At 69.7% G+C, this 16186-nt stretch carries 17 protein-coding genes; 5 read left to right on the plus strand and 12 right to left on the minus strand.

Translation table 11 applies throughout. The features are described from left to right. Position 1: 1 nt before the first annotated feature. From LTT66_RS05580 to LTT66_RS05610, 7 genes are all read right to left on the minus strand, one after another. Positions 2–1012, minus strand: coding sequence for a cation diffusion facilitator family transporter (locus LTT66_RS05580; protein WP_233064820.1), 1011 nt, complete (start codon positions 1010–1012; stop codon positions 2–4). A 142-nt stretch (positions 1013–1154) separates the two neighbouring features. Beyond that, positions 1155–1523, minus strand: a complete 369-nt coding sequence (gene crcB / locus LTT66_RS05585; RefSeq protein ID WP_233064822.1) for a fluoride efflux transporter CrcB — start codon at positions 1521–1523, stop codon at positions 1155–1157. Further along, positions 1520–2005, minus strand: a complete 486-nt coding sequence (locus tag LTT66_RS05590; RefSeq protein WP_332909667.1) for a fluoride efflux transporter FluC — start codon at positions 2003–2005, stop codon at positions 1520–1522. Before LTT66_RS05590 ends, crcB begins: the two co-directional genes overlap by 4 nt. Before the next feature lie 57 nt (positions 2006–2062). Beyond that, a complete protein-coding gene (locus LTT66_RS05595) occupies positions 2063–2512 on the minus strand; it encodes a universal stress protein (protein ID WP_181719940.1) in 450 nt (149 codons plus the stop codon). 58 nt (positions 2513–2570) lie between these two features. Then, positions 2571–3923, minus strand: a complete 1353-nt coding sequence (locus tag LTT66_RS05600) for a flavin monoamine oxidase family protein (protein WP_233064823.1) — start codon at positions 3921–3923, stop codon at positions 2571–2573. A 327-nt stretch (positions 3924–4250) separates the two neighbouring features. After that, on the minus strand, positions 4251–4865 hold the full coding sequence (locus LTT66_RS05605) for a TetR/AcrR family transcriptional regulator (RefSeq protein ID WP_233064825.1): 615 nt from the start codon (positions 4863–4865) through the stop codon (positions 4251–4253). A gap of 6 nt (positions 4866–4871) precedes the next feature. Then, positions 4872–5558 carry a crotonase/enoyl-CoA hydratase family protein gene (locus LTT66_RS05610; protein WP_233064830.1) on the minus strand — a complete coding sequence of 229 codons (687 nt, stop codon included), beginning with the start codon at positions 5556–5558 and terminating at the stop codon, positions 4872–4874. A gap of 227 nt (positions 5559–5785) precedes the next feature. On the opposite strand from LTT66_RS05610, the gene LTT66_RS05615 reads away from it, so the two are divergent. Beyond that, a complete protein-coding gene (locus LTT66_RS05615) occupies positions 5786–7033 on the plus strand; it encodes a phthiocerol/phthiodiolone dimycocerosyl transferase family protein (RefSeq protein ID WP_233064832.1) in 1248 nt (415 codons plus the stop codon). 25 nt (positions 7034–7058) lie between these two features. Here LTT66_RS05615 and LTT66_RS05620 read toward each other — a convergent pair whose 3' ends face one another. The 4 genes from LTT66_RS05620 to LTT66_RS05635 form a co-directional block, all read right to left on the minus strand. Further along, positions 7059–8267: an ROK family transcriptional regulator gene (locus LTT66_RS05620; RefSeq protein ID WP_233064833.1), complete on the minus strand. Its 1209-nt coding sequence runs from the start codon at positions 8265–8267 to the stop codon at positions 7059–7061. Between the two features lie 29 nt (positions 8268–8296). Beyond that, positions 8297–9535: a sugar ABC transporter permease gene (locus LTT66_RS05625; RefSeq protein ID WP_233064837.1), complete on the minus strand. Its 1239-nt coding sequence runs from the start codon at positions 9533–9535 to the stop codon at positions 8297–8299. Next, complete coding sequence (locus LTT66_RS05630) at positions 9532–10305, minus strand: ATP-binding cassette domain-containing protein (RefSeq protein WP_043688337.1); 774 nt, start codon at positions 10303–10305, stop codon at positions 9532–9534. Before LTT66_RS05630 ends, LTT66_RS05625 begins: the two co-directional genes overlap by 4 nt. Before the next feature lie 73 nt (positions 10306–10378). Continuing rightward, positions 10379–11473 carry a sugar ABC transporter substrate-binding protein gene (locus LTT66_RS05635; protein WP_233064839.1) on the minus strand — a complete coding sequence of 365 codons (1095 nt, stop codon included), beginning with the start codon at positions 11471–11473 and terminating at the stop codon, positions 10379–10381. Positions 11474–11842: 369 nt separating this feature from the next. Here LTT66_RS05635 and LTT66_RS05640 point away from each other — a divergent pair, with 369 nt between their 5' ends. From LTT66_RS05640 to LTT66_RS05655, 4 genes are all read left to right on the plus strand, one after another. Beyond that, entirely contained in the window at positions 11843–12166 is a 324-nt protein-coding gene (locus LTT66_RS05640) for a hypothetical protein (protein ID WP_181719947.1), read from the plus strand. Then, entirely contained in the window at positions 12163–13512 is a 1350-nt protein-coding gene (locus tag LTT66_RS05645; protein WP_233064841.1) for a hypothetical protein, read from the plus strand. The genes LTT66_RS05640 and LTT66_RS05645 overlap by 4 nt, the downstream gene beginning before the upstream one ends. Further along, positions 13499–14491 (plus strand): hypothetical protein, encoded by a 993-nt coding sequence (locus LTT66_RS05650; protein ID WP_233064844.1) that lies wholly within the window; start codon positions 13499–13501, stop codon positions 14489–14491. Before LTT66_RS05645 ends, LTT66_RS05650 begins: the two co-directional genes overlap by 14 nt. Positions 14492–14657: 166 nt before the next feature. Further along, a complete protein-coding gene (locus tag LTT66_RS05655) occupies positions 14658–15596 on the plus strand; it encodes an alpha/beta hydrolase (protein WP_233064854.1) in 939 nt (312 codons plus the stop codon). Between the two features lie 76 nt (positions 15597–15672). Here LTT66_RS05655 and LTT66_RS05660 read toward each other — a convergent pair whose 3' ends face one another. Beyond that, positions 15673–16083 (minus strand): nitroreductase family deazaflavin-dependent oxidoreductase, encoded by a 411-nt coding sequence (locus tag LTT66_RS05660; RefSeq protein ID WP_195065604.1) that lies wholly within the window; start codon positions 16081–16083, stop codon positions 15673–15675. Between the last annotated feature and the right edge of the window lie 103 nt (positions 16084–16186).

Here is a 16186-nt window from a genome sequence, read left to right on the forward strand (position 1 = left end):
ATCAGGGCGCGCCGATACCCGCCGCGGACGACGGACGGTCGCGGTGCACCGGGCCGTGCGCGTCGTCGCAGTGGTCCTCCAGCACCGGCAGCAGCAGGCGCTGCACGTCCGCGGCCGGCGCGGCGTCGACCGCGTGGGTGTGGTCGACCTGCAGCGTGGTGTGGGTGATGCCGTAGTCGTGGTCGAGCACCTGCTCGATCCGCTGGCGCAGCCCGTGGCAGTCCGCGCCCGCGCGGACCAGCACGTGCGCCGAAAGGGCGATGTCGCCGGAGGTGATCTGCCAGACGTGCAGATCGTGCACCTCGTCGACACCCTCGATGTCCACCAACCTGCGCCCGAGCGCGTCCGGGTCGACCCCGGCGGGCGCCGCCTCCAGGAAGATCCGGCCGGATTCGCGCACCAGCCCGAGCCCCGCCTTGACCATCAGCGCCACCACGATCAGCGTGGCGATGGCATCCGCCCTGGCGAAGCCGGTGGTCAGCACGACGAGCCCGGCAACGGCGGTGGCGATGAACCCGTACAGGTCGTTGAGCACGTGCTGGAACGCGCCCTCCACGTTGAGGCTGGAGCGGTTGGCCTTGCTGATGGCCCAGGTAGCCGCGATATTGACCACGATGCCGGCCAGCGCGGTCACCAGCACGAGACCACCGGTGACCTCGGGTGGCTCGAGCAGGCGGCGCACGGCCTCATAGGTGAGCCAGCCCGCCAGCACGAGCAGCGTGACGCCGTTGGCCTGCGCCGAGAGGATCTCGGCGCGCTTGTAGCCGTAGGTGTACTTGCCGTTCGCGGGCCGTGCCGCCAGCCGGATCGCGATGAGCGCGAGCACAATGGACGCGGCGTCGGTGAGCATGTGCGCCGCATCCGACAGCAGGGCCAGCGAGTTCGCCAGCACGCCGATCACGACCTCGACCGACATGAATCCGACGATGAGGGCCAGCGCGATGGTCAGCCATCTGCGGTCGGCCTCACCGGACACTCCGTGTCCGTGCGCGTGACCATGTTCGTGTCCCATCGGTCCAGCCCTTCCCGTCACCGAAATGTATGCGCATATTTGCATCTGTCGACCCAGAGCTTAGCCGACCCTGACCGGCTCGCGGTAGGCCGGCCGAGTGAACTGGATCACGTCCCATATCGGTTCGGCGAAACCGGCCTGGTCAGCCGAACAGGGCGTGCACCGCGGCGTAGGTGGACACCGTGGCGACCAGTCCCGCACAGACACTGACGATCACGTTCAGCGCCGCGAAGAAGTAGGCGCCCCGCTCGGTCAATCGCACCGTCTCGTAGCCGAAGGTGCTGTAGGTGGTCAGGGCTCCGCAGAATCCGGTGCCGAGCAGCGCGAACAGCGGCGCGGCCAGCGCGGTCCCCGCTCCGCTGAGCGCGCCGAGGATCAGGCAGCCGATCAGGTTGACCAGGAACGTGCCCCAGGGGAACAGGCTGTCGCGGCGATTCTGCACCGCCCGGTCGATCAGATACCGCAGCGGCGCGCCGATCGCGCCGCCCGAAAGAACCAGCAGCACGGTCATTTCGTCCTCCTTCGCGCGCGCTCGTAACCCGCCCTGGTGAGCCACATCGCCGCGAGCGTCGCGAGCAGAGCGCAGATCAGGGTGCCCGCCAGATAGCAGGCCGCGGCGACGATCGTCTCCGGACGCATGAGCTCGCGGATCTCGTTGACATATGTGGAGAAAGTGGTGAATCCGCCCAGCACGCCCACGCCGAGGAACGGGCGCAGCAACCGGTGTGCCGTCCAGATCTCGGTCACCGCCACCATGAGTACGCCGATCGCGAAGCAGCCCGAGACATTGGTGACGAAGGTGGCCCACGGGATGTGTCCGGCCCGGCCGGGCAACCCTTGGGCCAGACCGTAGCGGGCCAGCGCGCCCAGCGCGCCACCCGCGGCGACGACCACCAGCACCACACCTTGGGAGCGCCGGAATTCCCGCCATCGCGCGCGGCTTCCGGCGCGCTCGGCGGTGTGAATCGGCTCCTCGGTCAGTTCACCGGCCACGCACATCTCTAACACGACCGGCCCGGCGCGGCGCCACCGCCGTCACGACGCGGCGCCTCACCGGCCTTCGGGCGGTCCGTCGCCGTCGTGCGCGACCAATACCGAACAGCCTGCGTGCCGTGCGGCCTTCTCCGCGGTGCTGCCCATGAACCGGCCCCAGATGCCCGAATGCCCGCTGCGGCCGAGAACCAGCAGGTCGGCTTGGTGCTCGGCGGCGGCCGTGGCCAACTCCTTCGCCGCTTGGCCCGCGCGAATCTCAGGCTGCACCGCGATGCCGCGCTGTTGTGCGGATTCCGTGGCGGCGCCGAGCCACCGGCGGCAGGTCTGCTCGCCGATCGAGCGTTCGTCCTCGATCTCGCCGACCACCGGGCCGTAGTGCGGCAGATACTCTTCGACCGCCACCACCGTGAGCGCGGAGTGATGCACCGTCGCCAAGTCGAGCGCCATCGTCAAGGCGGCTCTGGCGCCGGGTGAGTCGTCGTAACCCACCACGATCCGCTGGAACACCTTTCCATTGTGATCCCTCGGCTCGGCCGGAGCCAGCGTTATGGCGACCCGTCGGCAATCACGCGGTGGCCGCGGATCGGTCCGCCGCGAGCACCTCGGCGGCCGCGCGCTCGCCCGATCGGATCGCTCCCTCGATGTAGCCCGACCACTCCATGGCGGTTTCGCTTCCTGCCCAGTGGATCGCGCCGACCGGATGGCGCAAGGCCGAACCGAGGGTGGTCAACACGCCCGGCGGGAAGAAGGCGCCGTAGCCGCCACGCGTGTACGGGTCGTCGGCCCAGACCTTTTCGTGCCACTCCAACGGCTCGCGGGCGGCGTGGCCGAAGGCGCGCACGAGCGAGCCGACGATCATGGCGCGCCGCTCGCTCGCGGGAAGCGCGGCCAGCCGCTGCGCCGCCCGGCCGGGCACCAGCGCGCCGAGCACGCCGGGACCGCCGGGACGGGTGGCGTCGAAGGTCACCGGTACCGGATCGTGCAGGTTCAGCGCCTGGCCGGTGAGCCGGTCGTCGCGCCAGAAGGGGCGCTCGTAGACCGCGAAGGCTTTCAGGACCGAGCCCATCGGCATGCGCTGGGTCAATTGGTCGCGCGCGGCGGGCAGCGGCGGATCGTAGGCGATGCGTCCGGCGAGGGTGGGCGGCACCGCCACGATCACGTGCTCGGCGCGCACGTCACCGGATGCCGCGCTCACCCGGACGCCGTCCGCCCGCTGACGGATACTCGTGACCGGTGCGCCGAGACGCACCGCGTCCCCGAGTTCCGCGGCGATGGCCAGCGCAGGCCCGTCGGCGCCGTCCACGAACAGGCGGGTGACCGTCTCGGCGGTGATCCCGGCCTCGACACCGCCCGCCGAGCGGATCGTGGTCAGCAAACCGAGCATCGAGATGCTGCCGACGTCTACGCACAGCTCCTCGCCGATCATCACCTCGGCCAGGTTCCGCGCGCGCCGCTCCGGCACATTCCGGCGCAGCCAGGTCGCCGCGGTCATCGCGTCCAGCCGATCCGCGCCCGGCGTGGTCCACGGGCGCGCGAGGTCGATCCGGGCGGCCATGCGTTCCAGCCGCCACATGGCCTGGGCGAGCACGACCAGGACCAGCGCGGGCAGTGGCGGCCGCGCTCCGATGAACGGTCGCCGGACCACTCCCTCGACGAGCAGGTCGATCCCCTCCGGCGGTGCGTACATCGCCGCGCCGTACTCCTCGGCCAGCGCGGCGAATCGCGTGTGCGCACCCGAGATCCACTGGCCGCCGAGATCGACTGCCCATCCGTCGCCGACGCGCGCGGCCAGGGTGCGACCGCCGACGCGATCGCTCGCCTCCAGGACGACGACATCCCGGCCGGACGCCCGCAAGGTCCGCGCCGCGCACAGCCCGGCATATCCCGCACCGACGACAACGACGTCCGCACGGTCCATGGTGGCCTCCCGTCGCCGCACCGTAACTCGACAACCACTGTTGATCACCCATCGCAGATCCGCAACCGGCACGGGCATCGACCCAGCACCGTTACTCGGGACTCCGCGCCCGGGCCCCCGCGCAGTCCCGAGTCCGGTTGTACCCACCCGGGCTCCGCGCGGTCCCGAGTCCGGTATTCGCCGAATCCGATCCTGCCGCTCCGGTGTGATCGACCACTCGTCCGAGCGTCGACCTCGCGGATCGGGGACCGCTCGACCGGCTGTCGAACCGCTCCAGGACCACGAGTTCGTCGCACCGATGTCGAAACACGCTGCGACGACCCAGCTTCAGGTATCCGCGACCTGAGTCCCGGCGAGCGGTCGGCGAATCAGCGTGGCGAGCGCGGCGAGCGCGGCATCCTGGAAGGTCGCCGTCAGTGTGCGCGGCGGCGCCGAAACGCGTCCGCGCACCCATTGCCTGCAGTACTCCTGCGCCGGTCCAACGCAGATCGCATGGGCCACCGGATAGCCGTCGCCGCCCACGTCCGCGGTTGCGAGCAGCTCACGGTAGCGGCGCTCCAGCGCGCCGAAGAAGGTTCGATTGTGCTGTGCCAGTTCGGGCTCCGCACTGCGCGCAACCTCGTCCGGAAGCGTGGCGAACAGGAACCGGGCGAGTTCACGATGGTCCTCCACCCAGCCCAGATGGGCCGCGAGCATCGCGCGGATCGCCTGCTCGGCGTCGATGCCGGGCGCGTCGAGGCGGTCCAGCACCGCGCGCTGATAGTCGAGCATCCCGGCGACGTAGACGGCGGCCGCCAGTTCGGCCTTCGAACCGAACGCGTGGAACATGCTGCCGCTGGACAAACCGAGCCGATCGCGCACGCCCGCCACCGTGAACGCCGGATAGCCTTTGGCCAGCAGCTGTTCGGTCGCTTCGGCCAGGATCCGCTCGCGGGTGCGCACGAGCGGCTACGCCCCGAATTCGGCGTCGATGCCGGACCGCACCGCGGCGAGCACCTGGGCACGTACCCGCAACTTCGTGCCGGTATGCGCGGCGAAGTCTATGCCGGTCAAACGCTGCGCCTCGGCGGTCGCACGCTCGCGCAGATCGTCGGCGTCGGCGGCGAGCACGTCGAGGAAGCCCAGTTCCCTGGCTTCCTCGGGACCGACCAGGACACCGGTGTCGGCCGCCCGGTCGAAGCCCGGTGCGGTGAGCCGATGCCGCGCCGCCTCCACGCCGTAATGCGGGATGGTCAGTCCGATCGCGACCTCGTTGAGACCGTATTTGAAGTCCCCCGCGACGCCGAACCGCACGTCTGTGGCCAGCAGGGTGAACGCGCCCTGGGCGATCGCGTGCCCTGGGCACGCCGCGACGACGGGATAGGGGAACCCGAGCAGCCGATGGACCAAGTTGCCTCCGGCACGCAGGGTGCGGCGGATGTCGTCGGCGGAACGGGAGAACGTCGCCAGGTCGTAGCCGGCGGAGAACATGCGAGGGCGGCCGGTCAGCAGGACGACGGCCCGGTCGGCCTCGGCTCGATCCAGGGCGGCGGCGATGGCTCCGATCATGGTTTCCGACATCACATTCGCCTTGCCGTCGTCCAGCGTGATCGTGGCGACCCCGGCGTCGAGCCGGTAGGTGACGAGTTCGGTCATTCCAGCCTCCTCTAGAGCAGGGCTCTAGAGTATCACTCTAGACGCGTGGCAGCTAACGCTGGGCTCCCCGCCGGGGCGTCTGGTCCAGGCAAGGTGTCGTTGTGGCAACGACGCGAAACAGCGGTCCTCCATCTCCCGATACAGGACACAGATGATGCTGCCGAAAGAGCCTGGCGCGTCCGGGCTTCGGACTAGCCTCTGGGACAGGCTCAGGTGGAGGAAGCGACATGACCGCAGCAACCGTCATCCGTCCGCTGGCACCGAGCGAGGCGATCTTCGCCAACAGCGAAGTCCTCGTCGGCTATTCGATCCGGGTCGACGGCCGGTTGGATCTCGCCGCGCTGTCGGCGGCGTTCGAAGCCGTGGTTCGCTCCCGCCCGATCCTCGGCGCCCATCTGGAGCCGGACGGCCACGGCGGGCACCTCCTGCTCGAATCCCCGGACGCCGCAGCGGAGATGACCGTCGCCGAGGGCGATCCCGAGCGGTTGCTCACCGGCGCACGGCTGGATCAGCGCAGAGCGCTCGGCTCGCTGTGCGTGGTCCGCGACGGCGCCGCCGCCGGTGTCACCTTGGTGACCCACCACAGTGTCGCGGATGCCTATCATTCGCTGGCGGTGTTCGACGAGCTGTGGTCGTGTTACACCGACCTCGTCCGTGGCCGCCCGCCCGAACTGGAGCCGCACGGCTTCCCACGCTCGGTGGAAGACCTGCTCCGCGAGCGCGGCGTGCGCAAGACCGACCCACCCGTGATGCCGCACCGCCCGATGGGCGTCGCCCAGATGTATTCCGGCCCGGACGATCCCGACTACCTTCTGCCCCGCACGGCACGGTGCAGGCTGACCCGCGAGCAGACCGCCGCGTTGGTCGAACTGGGGCATCGGGAGAACACCACGATCAACGGCCTCGCCTCCGCCGCGATCATGCTCACCGAGGCCGAGCTGCGCAGGCTGCCCCTGGCCGACCTGGCCTACACCTACTCGGTCGACCTGCGCACCCGGGTGACGCCGCCGATCGCGGCGACAGAAGGCACCAACGTACTCGGCTTCGCGAACTTCGTCCCGGCACCGCGGACCGGCACGTCGCTCGTGGAGCTGGCTCGCGGCATCAGCGACACGCTGCGCGCCGGAGTGGACGCGGGCGTCGTGCAGCAGACCCCGCTGCACATCCCCGAGATCGCCGCGGGCCCTCCGCCGCGCGCACCGGGAATCGTGCTCGCCACCAACTGGGGACGCGTGCGCAGACCGCGGGTTCCGGACGACCTGCGCATCACCGACTTCCGCTCGATCATGCTCGGCAAACCGGACAAGACCGGGCACCGGCTGCAGCAGCCGAGCGGCACCATCATCATCAGCACCTTCGACGACCGACTGAGCATCGAGATCCATCACCCCGAGGAAACCACCGACGAACAACGGGTGCGGGTCCGGCTGCTCGCCACACACCTGTCGCAGTTCAGCGCGGCAGGCGCCGTATAACGCCGGTCGCGTCCGCACCTGCCCGTCAGGCGCGCGCGGCGGACGTGCGGGACAACGTCTGCAACGGATCGGTGAGCACATCGGTGAAGGCCAGTTCCGCGGCGCCGATCAGGGTCGCGTCGCCGCCGAGTGCGCTGGTGCGCAAGCGAACCCGTTCGCGAACGGCTTGCAGGCCGTGCACAGCAAGCCGGCTGCGCACCTGCGCCGCCGACGCCAGATAGATCTCCCGCAACACGCCGCCGAACACCACCACCGACGGATTGAAGACGTTCACCAGATTGGCGACGCCGTATCCGAGCCATTCGCCGACCTGGCGCAGCGCGTCCCGTGCTGTCGTGTCGCCGCGGGCGGCGGCATCGACGATCGCGTCGACCGCCGCCTGCCCAGGGGGATCGCTACGGCCCGCCGCCGCGATCAACCCGAGTTCGCCCGCTTCGGCCTCGAGGCAGCCCCGGGAACCGCAGGCGCAGGGCCGCCCACCCGGATGAACGATCATGTGCCCGACTTCTCCGCCGTAACCGCCTTCCCCGCCGAGCAACTCGCCGTTGACGATGATTCCGCCGCCGATGCCGACGTCACCGTGCAGGTAGATCAGATTGGCCAAGCCGACGCCGACGCCGCGTTCCCGCTCGGCCAGCGCGCCGAGGTTGGCGTTGTTGCCGACCGCGACCCGCAGGCCGAGATCGAGTTCCCTGGTCATCGCGGCGCCGAAGGCGACGTCCACCCAGCCGAGGTTCGGCCCGTACCGCACCACGCCGTCCTCCTCGCGGACCATGCCGCAGAACGCGACGCCGACGCCGACGCACACGGCGTCCGGCGCGGCCGCGGCGATCATCGCCCGCGCCATGGTCACCAGCGCGGCGATCACATCGCCGGGGTCGAACGCGCCGCGGGGACGGGTGCTCTCGGTGCGATCGAGCACCGAGCCGCCCAACCCGACCCGAGCGGCGGCGAGGCGGTCCGCGCTGACATCCAGCGCGACGACGTACACCCGTTCCGCCCGCGGGCGCACCACCAGCGATGGCCTGCCTGCCCGTCCGGTCTGGCCGGGCAGTTCCTCACTCACCAAGCCCGCCGCGGCCAGGTCCGTGGTGAGCGCGAGGATCGTGCTGCGGTTCAATCCCATTCGCTCGGCGAGCGTGGCGCGCGACATTGCCCCGTCACGGTGGACGTTCCGCAGCAGCGCGGCGAGATTGCGCGTGCGGATCTCCTCGGGAGAAGGTGCTGCTCGCATTCACCGGGCTTTCGTCACGGGGCTGGGTTTCATCGATGCAGGAGCGCACGCTTACGCGAGAGCGCGTCCACTCCGGCGGCCAAGAGCAGCACAAATCCTGTCACAACGAATTTCGTACCGGCGCTGTAGCCCATCAGCCCCATCCCGTTGTTGATCACCGCGACCACCGCGGCGCCGAGCACCGCGTCCAGCATCCGCCCGCGGCCGCCGAACAGGCTGGTGCCGCCGATCACCGCCGCGCCGACCGCCGTGAGCAGCACGTCGCTGCCGCCGGTGTTCGGATCGACGGAGTTCGCGCGCGAGGCGGCGATCAGCCCGCCCACCGCCGCCATCGTCGAACACAGCACGAAGGCGGTGATTTTCACGCGATCCACCGCGATGCCGGCCCGCCGGGCGGCCTCGGCGTTGCCACCGACCGCGTAGATGTGCCTGCCGAACGCGGTGCGGTCCAGCACGAACGTCCACAGCAGCAACAGGGCCACGATCAGCGGCACCACGATGGGCATCCCCGCCAGCGAGTGCAACGCCGGATTGCGGCTGCGCTCGCCGTTGAGCACCAGCACCGCAGCACCCGCCACGAACGCCAGCAGCGCCACACGCACCACGACGGTGCGCGCCGTCGTGCCGGTGAGCCCGAGTTTGCTGCGGGCCCGCAATTTCCGGTACTGGACGAGCGCGAACCCGGCGACCAGCATCGCGTACAGCGCCCAGCCGATCGCAGGCGGGACGTTCTTGTTCGCGATCGCGACGATCGTCTCGTCGCGGATGGAGATGTTGCGGCCGTTGTCCATGATCTTCAGTGCGACGCCCTGCAACGCGAGGAACGCCGCCAGCGTCACCACGAACGACGGTATCCCGATCTTCACCACGACCGTGCCGATCACGAGTCCGATCGCCACACCGGTGAGCAGCGCGACCAGCACCGCGAGATACCAGGGCCACCCTTTGTCGGTGAGCAGTACGGCGAGCACGGCCGCGCAGACGCCGCTGGTGAATCCGGCCGACAGGTCGATCTCGCCCAGCAGCAGCACGAAGATCAGTCCCATCGCGATCACCGCGATCGCCGCGCCCTGGGTGAACAGATTGGCGAAATTGGCCTCGGACATGAAGACCGGGCGCGCCGCCCAGAAGATCGCCGAGAGCACGACCAGCGCGATCACCGACGGCAGCGCCCCCATGTCGCCACCGCGCACCCGGCCGACGTAGTCGCTCACCAGGTCGGTCACCGGCGCCGCCGCCGGGCGCCGCTGGGTCGCCACCGCGGTCATCGGGCGACTCCGCTCGTCTCGAGACCGAGCGCGCCACTGCGGCCCGCCGTGATCAGTTCGACCACCTGCGCGTGCGTCACGTCGGAGGTGCGGACCTGAGCCGCCATCCGGCCGAGGTAGAGCGCGGCGATCCGGTCGGACACCGCGAAGACGTCGTTCATGTTGTGCGAGATCAGCACCACCGCCAGACCCTGGTCGGCGAGCCTGCGGACCAGTTCGAGCACCTGCTGGGTCTGTGCGACGCCCAGCGCGGCCGTCGGCTCGTCGAGGATCACCACCTTGCTGTTCCACAGCACGGCTTTCGCGATGGCCACCGTCTGGCGCTGACCGCCGGACAGGCTCGAAACCTGCTGCCGGACCGACTTGACGGTGCGTACCGACAGGCCGGCCAGCGTCTTTCCGGCCAGTTCCTCCATCGTGTATTCGTCGAGCACGAGACCGCGCCTGCGCTCCCGGCCGAGAAACATGTTCTGGACGATGTCCAGGTTGTCGCAGAGCGCGAGATCCTGGTAGACGATCTCGATGCCGAGCGCGGCCGCGTCGCGCGGGCTGTGCACCTGTACCGGCGAGCCTTCGAAGAGGAACTCGCCCGCGTCGATCGGATGGGTGCCGCCGATGCATTTGACCAGCGTGGACTTGCCCGCGCCGTTGTCGCCGACGAGGGCGGTGACCTCGCCGGGATAGGCGCTGAAGGCGACCTCGTGCAGGACGTGAACGGGGCCGAAGCTCTTTTGGACTCCGCGTAATTCTATGACCGGCAGTTCGGACATGGGGTAACTCCTCGAGCAGGAATGGAGCCCCCTCCGCAATCCCCTCATCGAACTGCGGAAGGGGCGTGCGATATCAGATCCCGTTGTCCGCGCAGAGTTTCGCGAACTCGCCGGTGCACAACTCGGCATTGGTGACATACCCGTCGGCGACCACATCCTTGACGTCGCGCGGGTAGATCGCCTTCGGCTCCAGCAGCACCGACGGCACGTCGGCATTCGACTCCGGATCGCGCACCGCGCCGTTGGTCGTGCCCTGTTCCCCCTTCACCAGCGCCACCGCGAGTTTCGCGGTCGCCTCCGCCTCCTTCTGGATCGCCTTGTAGACGGTCATGCACTGGTCGCCCGCCAGCACGTTCTGCAGGCCCTGCACCGTGGCGTCCTGCCCGCTGACCGGTACCTGACCGTTGAGCTTCTGCTTCTTCAGCACCGCGATCGCGGCGTTGGCCAATCCGTCGTTGGCCGCGACGACGCCGCCGATGTCCGGCCGGCCGGTGAGCATCTGCTCGAAGATCGTGCCCGCTTTGGTGTTGTCCCACTCCGGGACAGCCTGATCAGGCCCCTTGACGTATTGTCCGGCGTCGAACCGGGGCTTCAGCACTCCGTCGTAACCGGTCTTCAGCAGGGTGGCGTTGTTGTCGGTCGGCCCGCCGTTCAGGTACGCGACCACCGGGCGCGCGGCATTGCGGTCGGTCAGGCACTGCGCGACGCCCTCCCCGAGCAGGCTGCCGACCTTCACGTTGTCGAAGGAGACGTAGTACTGGGCGCCGCCGCCGAGGGTGAGCCGGTCGTAGTCGATCACCGTGACCCCCTGCGCTTTCGCCTTCTGGATAACGGCTTTGCCGGTGCCGCTGTCCAGGTTCGTCATCACCAGCACCGCGGCGCCGTTGGTGATCATCTGGTCAGCGATGGTCTGGAAGGCGTTCTTGTCGCCCTGCGCGTTCTGGATATCCGCCTTGACGCCCGCGGCTTCGAAAGCCTGCTGCAGATACTTGCGGTCCGCGGTCTCCCAGCGTGCGGAGGTCTTGCTGTCCGGGAGGATCACGCCGATCTGGGTTCCGCCGCCGGATTCCGCGGAGTCGTCGCCGCACGCGGTGAGCGTGGCGGCGAGCAGCGCGAACGACAGCGCCGCGGCGCTGAACATGCCCTTACGCATGAGTGGGCCTTTCATCACCGGCCCCGGGAAGTCCCGGGGCCGGTCGGAGTGGAGCGAATGTTGTTCACAGCAACATATTCGACTGTGACACAGGGCACAACAGCTAATTTGTTGTTTCGCATAACAATCTCGATACGTGGGCATCCGCTCAGGTGGGGGCCGTCGAGGAGGGCTCGTGAACAGGGAGGTCGGCCCACCGCGCGACGCCACGTCCGCGCTCTCGGACGGATCCGGCAGAGATCGCGGTGGGCGGCCCGGACGCCGCGGGCGGCGGTCGCGGGGAACAGACCACCGAGGATCGGGCGCATAGCAGCCCTCCGGCACAGTACGCTTGGCGGTGAATCTTGGCGCGGCAGCGACAGACTGGGATCCGGGAGGGGAACAGTGGACACGCTCAGGCTCGACCCGGCGGCGGTGGCCGCCTACACCGCGATAGCGGACGCGGTGTCGAAACAATTGGCGTCGGCGGCCACGGTCGCCTCCGGCGCGGTGGATCCGGATCGGCTGGCCGCCGATCTCGGGCTCGTCGGCGCGGAATTCGCGGCGCGTTTCTCCGCCGCCGTATCCGAACACGCGGAAGCGTTGTCGACCGCGGGGCAGTTGGTCGGTGCCTACGGCCAGGTGCTGCGCGGTTACAGCGAGGACGCCCAGGATGTGGACGCCGCGACGGCCGCCGCGATCACCCGCTCCGGGGAGGCACTGGCATGAGAAGCCTGATGGGACTGCGCAAACGCGCGCACGCCACCCAGCCCGCCGCCGAGGCCACCCGGCCGCAGAGCACCGAACCGGGCGCCGATCCGCCGATCATCGCCGCGCTGGTGCGCCCACTGCTGACCTTGCGGTCCTCGCTCGGCACCGGTGTCGGCGTGCCGAGCGCGGCTGCGACCGGCGCGCTCGCGGCCGCGTCCACACAGGTGGCCGATACCGAAGGTCCGCACCGCGAAGGCTTGTACGCGCTGGAGTCGACCTGGACCTCCCGCGCCGCCGACAACGCGGTGCCCGCGCTGCGCACCACGCAGACCCAGATCGGCGACATTTCCGATCGGGGGCCCGCCTATCTGTCCGTCCTCGCCGACGCGCACGCCACGTCCGGGCGCGCGGCACGGCGGGTCGACCAGATCATCGCGGACTTCCGCCGCGACGCGCGGGAGATCCTGGACAACGCGAGTTCGGCGCCGGAGACCGACGCCGTCATCGCCCGCGCCAGCCTGGCGCTGCGCGACGCGCTCACCACCGTGACGGCCGCGCGCACCGAAATGGACGATCACACCAGGAAACTCGATGAGATGGGGCCGCTCACGGTCACCAGCCCGTCCGGTGTCAGTGTCAGCCAAGGTCAGGCCACCCACTCCGGCGGCACCGGGCCCCACCCCAGCGGCACCGGGCCCTACCCCGGCGGCACCCAGCAAGTCGTACCGGGCACCACTACGCCCGCCACCACGCAGCCCATGGACCCGGCGCTGGCCGCCCAGCTCCAGCTGCAGCAGGCGCTGATCTCCGCGGGCGTGCAACTCGGCACCACGGCCATCAACGCGGGCGTCGACATCGGCACGCACATCATCGACAAGATCGCCGAGGTCGGCATCCACGGCATCGATACGGTCGCGGCGGCCGCGGACAAAGCGATCCCGGAACTGATCAACCCCGGCTCCACCACCAACTCCGGCACCGGCGGCGACGATTCGAAGAACTCCTCGAAGCTGTTCGACTTCGGCGGATCGCAGGACCACAAGCCGTCGTCCACCGGTCCCGGTTCGGTGAACCCGCCCGGCAATTCCGCGCCCGCCGCGCGGCCGGACGTGCCCAAGCCGGAAAGCAGGCCCGCCCCCACGGTCGCGCCGTTCGCCGACTCCACGCCGCCTGCGCCCGCGAGCCGTCCGGACCACCCCGGTCAGCCCGGTCACAGCGGCGGCATGGTGCTGCCGCCCGCTCCGCCGCCCGGCGGCAACGATCACGAGCACAAGCCGCGCGACGGACAGCTCGGTGTGACCATCCCGTCCGCTGTGACAGCGGTCGTACCGGTGCTGGGCGAATTCGACGATGACACCCCCTGACCGGGACCATCCCAGTCAGGGCGCGAGCCAGAGCAATCCGTTCGACACGGGGCTGCCGATGCTGCGCATTCCCGCGAGCAAGCCGTCGAAGCGACGTCGTTCGCCCGGCCGTCGCAAGCAGGTCCGGCGCCGCGAGCCGGAGTACGAGGCCGCGGAGCCGTCGCGCGAGCCGGAGCGGCAGAGTCCCCGGCCGCACTTCGGCGAGTGGGAACAATGGCTCGATCCCGCGCCACCGGCCGTGCGAGCGCCGCGACCGCAGGCCGCGCAGCAGCGCAGCGCGCCCGTTGCCGCGGAACCGCCGGGGGTCGAGGACGGCCTTGTCAAGGCGCCCGCCATAGTCAATCGATCCGGTCGCCATCCCGGCACCCCGGTGCGCCATCCGCGGCGCACGGATCAACAGCGCGGCAATCGCACGCTGACCGTCTTGATCGTCCTCGCCATCGTGGTCGCCACCGTCTCGATCGGCCTGGCCATGATCTACGGTTCCGGTTCGAATTCGCGTAAGGCGGCGGTCACGTCGCCCGCACGCGCGGCCGGACCCGCCGCGGTCCCCTCCACGTCCACGTCCCGGGTGAAGCCACCGTGGGCCATCGCGACGCCGGGATGCGAGCAGAAGCGCACCGCCGATGTCGTTTCCGGCACCGATCCGGGCGGCACCGGCAGCGGCCCCGACGCCATCTTCGCCTTCGAGTACGCCTATTACGCCGAGCGGTCGGGATACCGGGCCCGCGCGGTGGTCGCCCCCGACGCGGCGGTGGCGCCCGCCGATCAGATCCAGCGCGGTATCAACCAAGTGCCGGCGGGCACCCGGTACTGCGTCCAGATCTCCCGGGCCGGTGACGGCCCCGACGGCCAAGCGCGGTGGGAAGTCCGGTTGACCCAGCAGTTTCCCGACGAGGACCCGAACACCTTCACGCAGTTCATCACGACCCGGACCGGTACCGACCAAACGCTGATCACCGGAATCACCGCAGGCTGATCCGCTCGGCTCGGCGCTACCGGGCAGGAACATGCTGGTGGCGCATAGCAGAGCGGCCTGCGCCGAGATTATTTGCGAACAGCACTGTTCACAGAGCCCTCCGTGCTCTAGATTCAGTTGTGAGAGTGAACATTTCGATACGACCGCAGAGTGAAAGGTCCGATCGTTGCGTCGCCTGAGCCGGATTGCCCTCGCCATCGCCACCGCCATCGCGGGCCTCACCGTGCCATTCCTGTCCGTTCAGCCCGCCCAGGCGGCGCCGACGGTGCGCTGGGAGACCCGGGTCAGCGACCGGATTCTCGACATCGGGCTCTCCTCGCCCGACCTCGAGGGCCCGGACTGGTCGGTCAAGGTGGTCCGGCTGCTCCTCCCGCCGGGCTGGTCCAAGGACGCCGCCCGGACCTGGCCCACCGTGTGGGTGCTGCACGGCGGCTTCGACGACCACAAGTCCTGGACCGACAAGGGCGATCTCGAGGCGCTCACCGCGGGCAAGGACGCGATCTTCGTGCTGCCCGAAACGAGCTGGTGCAGCGCCTATTCCAACTGGTACAACGATGGTCGCGGCGGTCAACCCGCATGGGAGAGCTACCTCCTGGAGGACGTGCGCACCCTGCTGGAAACGGGCTACCGCGCCAATGCGACACGCGCCGTCGCGGGTAATTCCATGGGCGGCCTCGGCGCCATGAAATTCGCCGCGGCGCACCAGGGTTGGTTCCGATCGGCCGCTTCCTTCAGCGGCAACGTCGACCCGCTGCACGACTCCGGCGCGCCCGGCGAACCCGACAAGCCCGGCCAGGGCTGCGCCGCGGACTGGAAACGGGTCTGGGGCGACTACGCCGTCCACCGCGATATCTGGGTCGCCAACAACCCGTACAGCCGGGCCGCCGACCTCACCGGCATTCCGCTGTTCGTCTCCTACGGCAAGGGCGATCCGGTGGAGTCCGCCGCCTACGAGCAGAACTTCCGCTTCGCGGACCGTCTGCAACAGCTCGGGGCGCGGGTGGACGAGCGGTACGTCCCGGATCAAGGTCACAACTGGGACGCCTGGAAGATCCAGATGCGCGCCGCCCTGCCCATGCTGCTGTCCTCGGTGGGCGTGGCGTAGTCGGCTGACGGGCGCGAGCCGTGCGCGCAGCTACCGAGCGGGTGACGTTCGGCCACCTGGCACGCCCGTGCCTCGGTCAGCGCGGGGTCAGCTTGACCACCGGAATCACCCGGTCGGTCTTCTCCTGGTACTCGGCGAAACCCGGCATGACCTCGACCATCGCGGCGTAGAGGCGATCGCGCTCCGGCCCCTCGGTGACCGGAGTCGCCGTCGCCTCGAGCGTTTCGGTGCCTATTTCGAGCGTGACCTCGGGGTTGGCCCGCACGTTGTGGAACCAGTCGGGGTGGGTGGGAGCGCCTGCTTTGGAGGCGATGACCACGATGTCCGCGCCGTCGCGGATGAAGGCCAACGGATTGGTGCGCGGCAGACCGGATTTGGCGCCGGTGCTGGTGAGCAGCAGTAGTTCGCGGCCCGCGAAGGGACCGCCGACCTTGCCTTGGTTGGCGCGGAATTCCTCGATGATCTGGGCATTCCAGTCGCCTGCCATGACGTGTCTCCTGGGAGTCGGGTGCGCCGGGTCGTCACGAGCCTACCCAGAAGACCTGCCCGGCCACCTGAACTAACAGCCACCCAACAGCGGAAGGGGGCAC

The organism is Nocardia gipuzkoensis, assembly GCF_021183645.1.
Lineage (GTDB): Bacteria > Actinomycetota > Actinomycetes > Mycobacteriales > Mycobacteriaceae > Nocardia > Nocardia abscessus.

Excerpts from the sequence above, each read along its gene's own strand:
- LTT66_RS05580 (WP_233064820.1), bottom strand. The coding sequence starts at position 1,012 with ATGGGACACGAACATGGTCACGCGCACGGACACGGAGTGTCCGGTGAG.
- crcB (WP_233064822.1), bottom strand. The coding sequence starts at position 1,523 with ATGACCGTGCTGCTGGTTCTTTCGGGCGGCGCGATCGGCGCGCCGCTG.
- LTT66_RS05600 (WP_233064823.1), bottom strand. The coding sequence starts at position 3,923 with ATGGACCGTGCGGACGTCGTTGTCGTCGGTGCGGGATATGCCGGGCTG.
- LTT66_RS05610 (WP_233064830.1), bottom strand. The coding sequence starts at position 5,558 with ATGACCGAACTCGTCACCTACCGGCTCGACGCCGGGGTCGCCACGATC.
- LTT66_RS05615 (WP_233064832.1), top strand. The coding sequence starts at position 5,786 with ATGACCGCAGCAACCGTCATCCGTCCGCTGGCACCGAGCGAGGCGATC.
- LTT66_RS05620 (WP_233064833.1), bottom strand. The coding sequence starts at position 8,267 with ATGCGAGCAGCACCTTCTCCCGAGGAGATCCGCACGCGCAATCTCGCC.
- LTT66_RS05625 (WP_233064837.1), bottom strand. The coding sequence starts at position 9,535 with ATGACCGCGGTGGCGACCCAGCGGCGCCCGGCGGCGGCGCCGGTGACC.
- LTT66_RS05630 (WP_043688337.1), bottom strand. The coding sequence starts at position 10,305 with ATGTCCGAACTGCCGGTCATAGAATTACGCGGAGTCCAAAAGAGCTTC.
- LTT66_RS05635 (WP_233064839.1), bottom strand. The coding sequence starts at position 11,473 with ATGAAAGGCCCACTCATGCGTAAGGGCATGTTCAGCGCCGCGGCGCTG.
- LTT66_RS05645 (WP_233064841.1), top strand. The coding sequence starts at position 12,163 with ATGAGAAGCCTGATGGGACTGCGCAAACGCGCGCACGCCACCCAGCCC.
- LTT66_RS05650 (WP_233064844.1), top strand. The coding sequence starts at position 13,499 with ATGACACCCCCTGACCGGGACCATCCCAGTCAGGGCGCGAGCCAGAGC.
- LTT66_RS05660 (WP_195065604.1), bottom strand. The coding sequence starts at position 16,083 with ATGGCAGGCGACTGGAATGCCCAGATCATCGAGGAATTCCGCGCCAAC.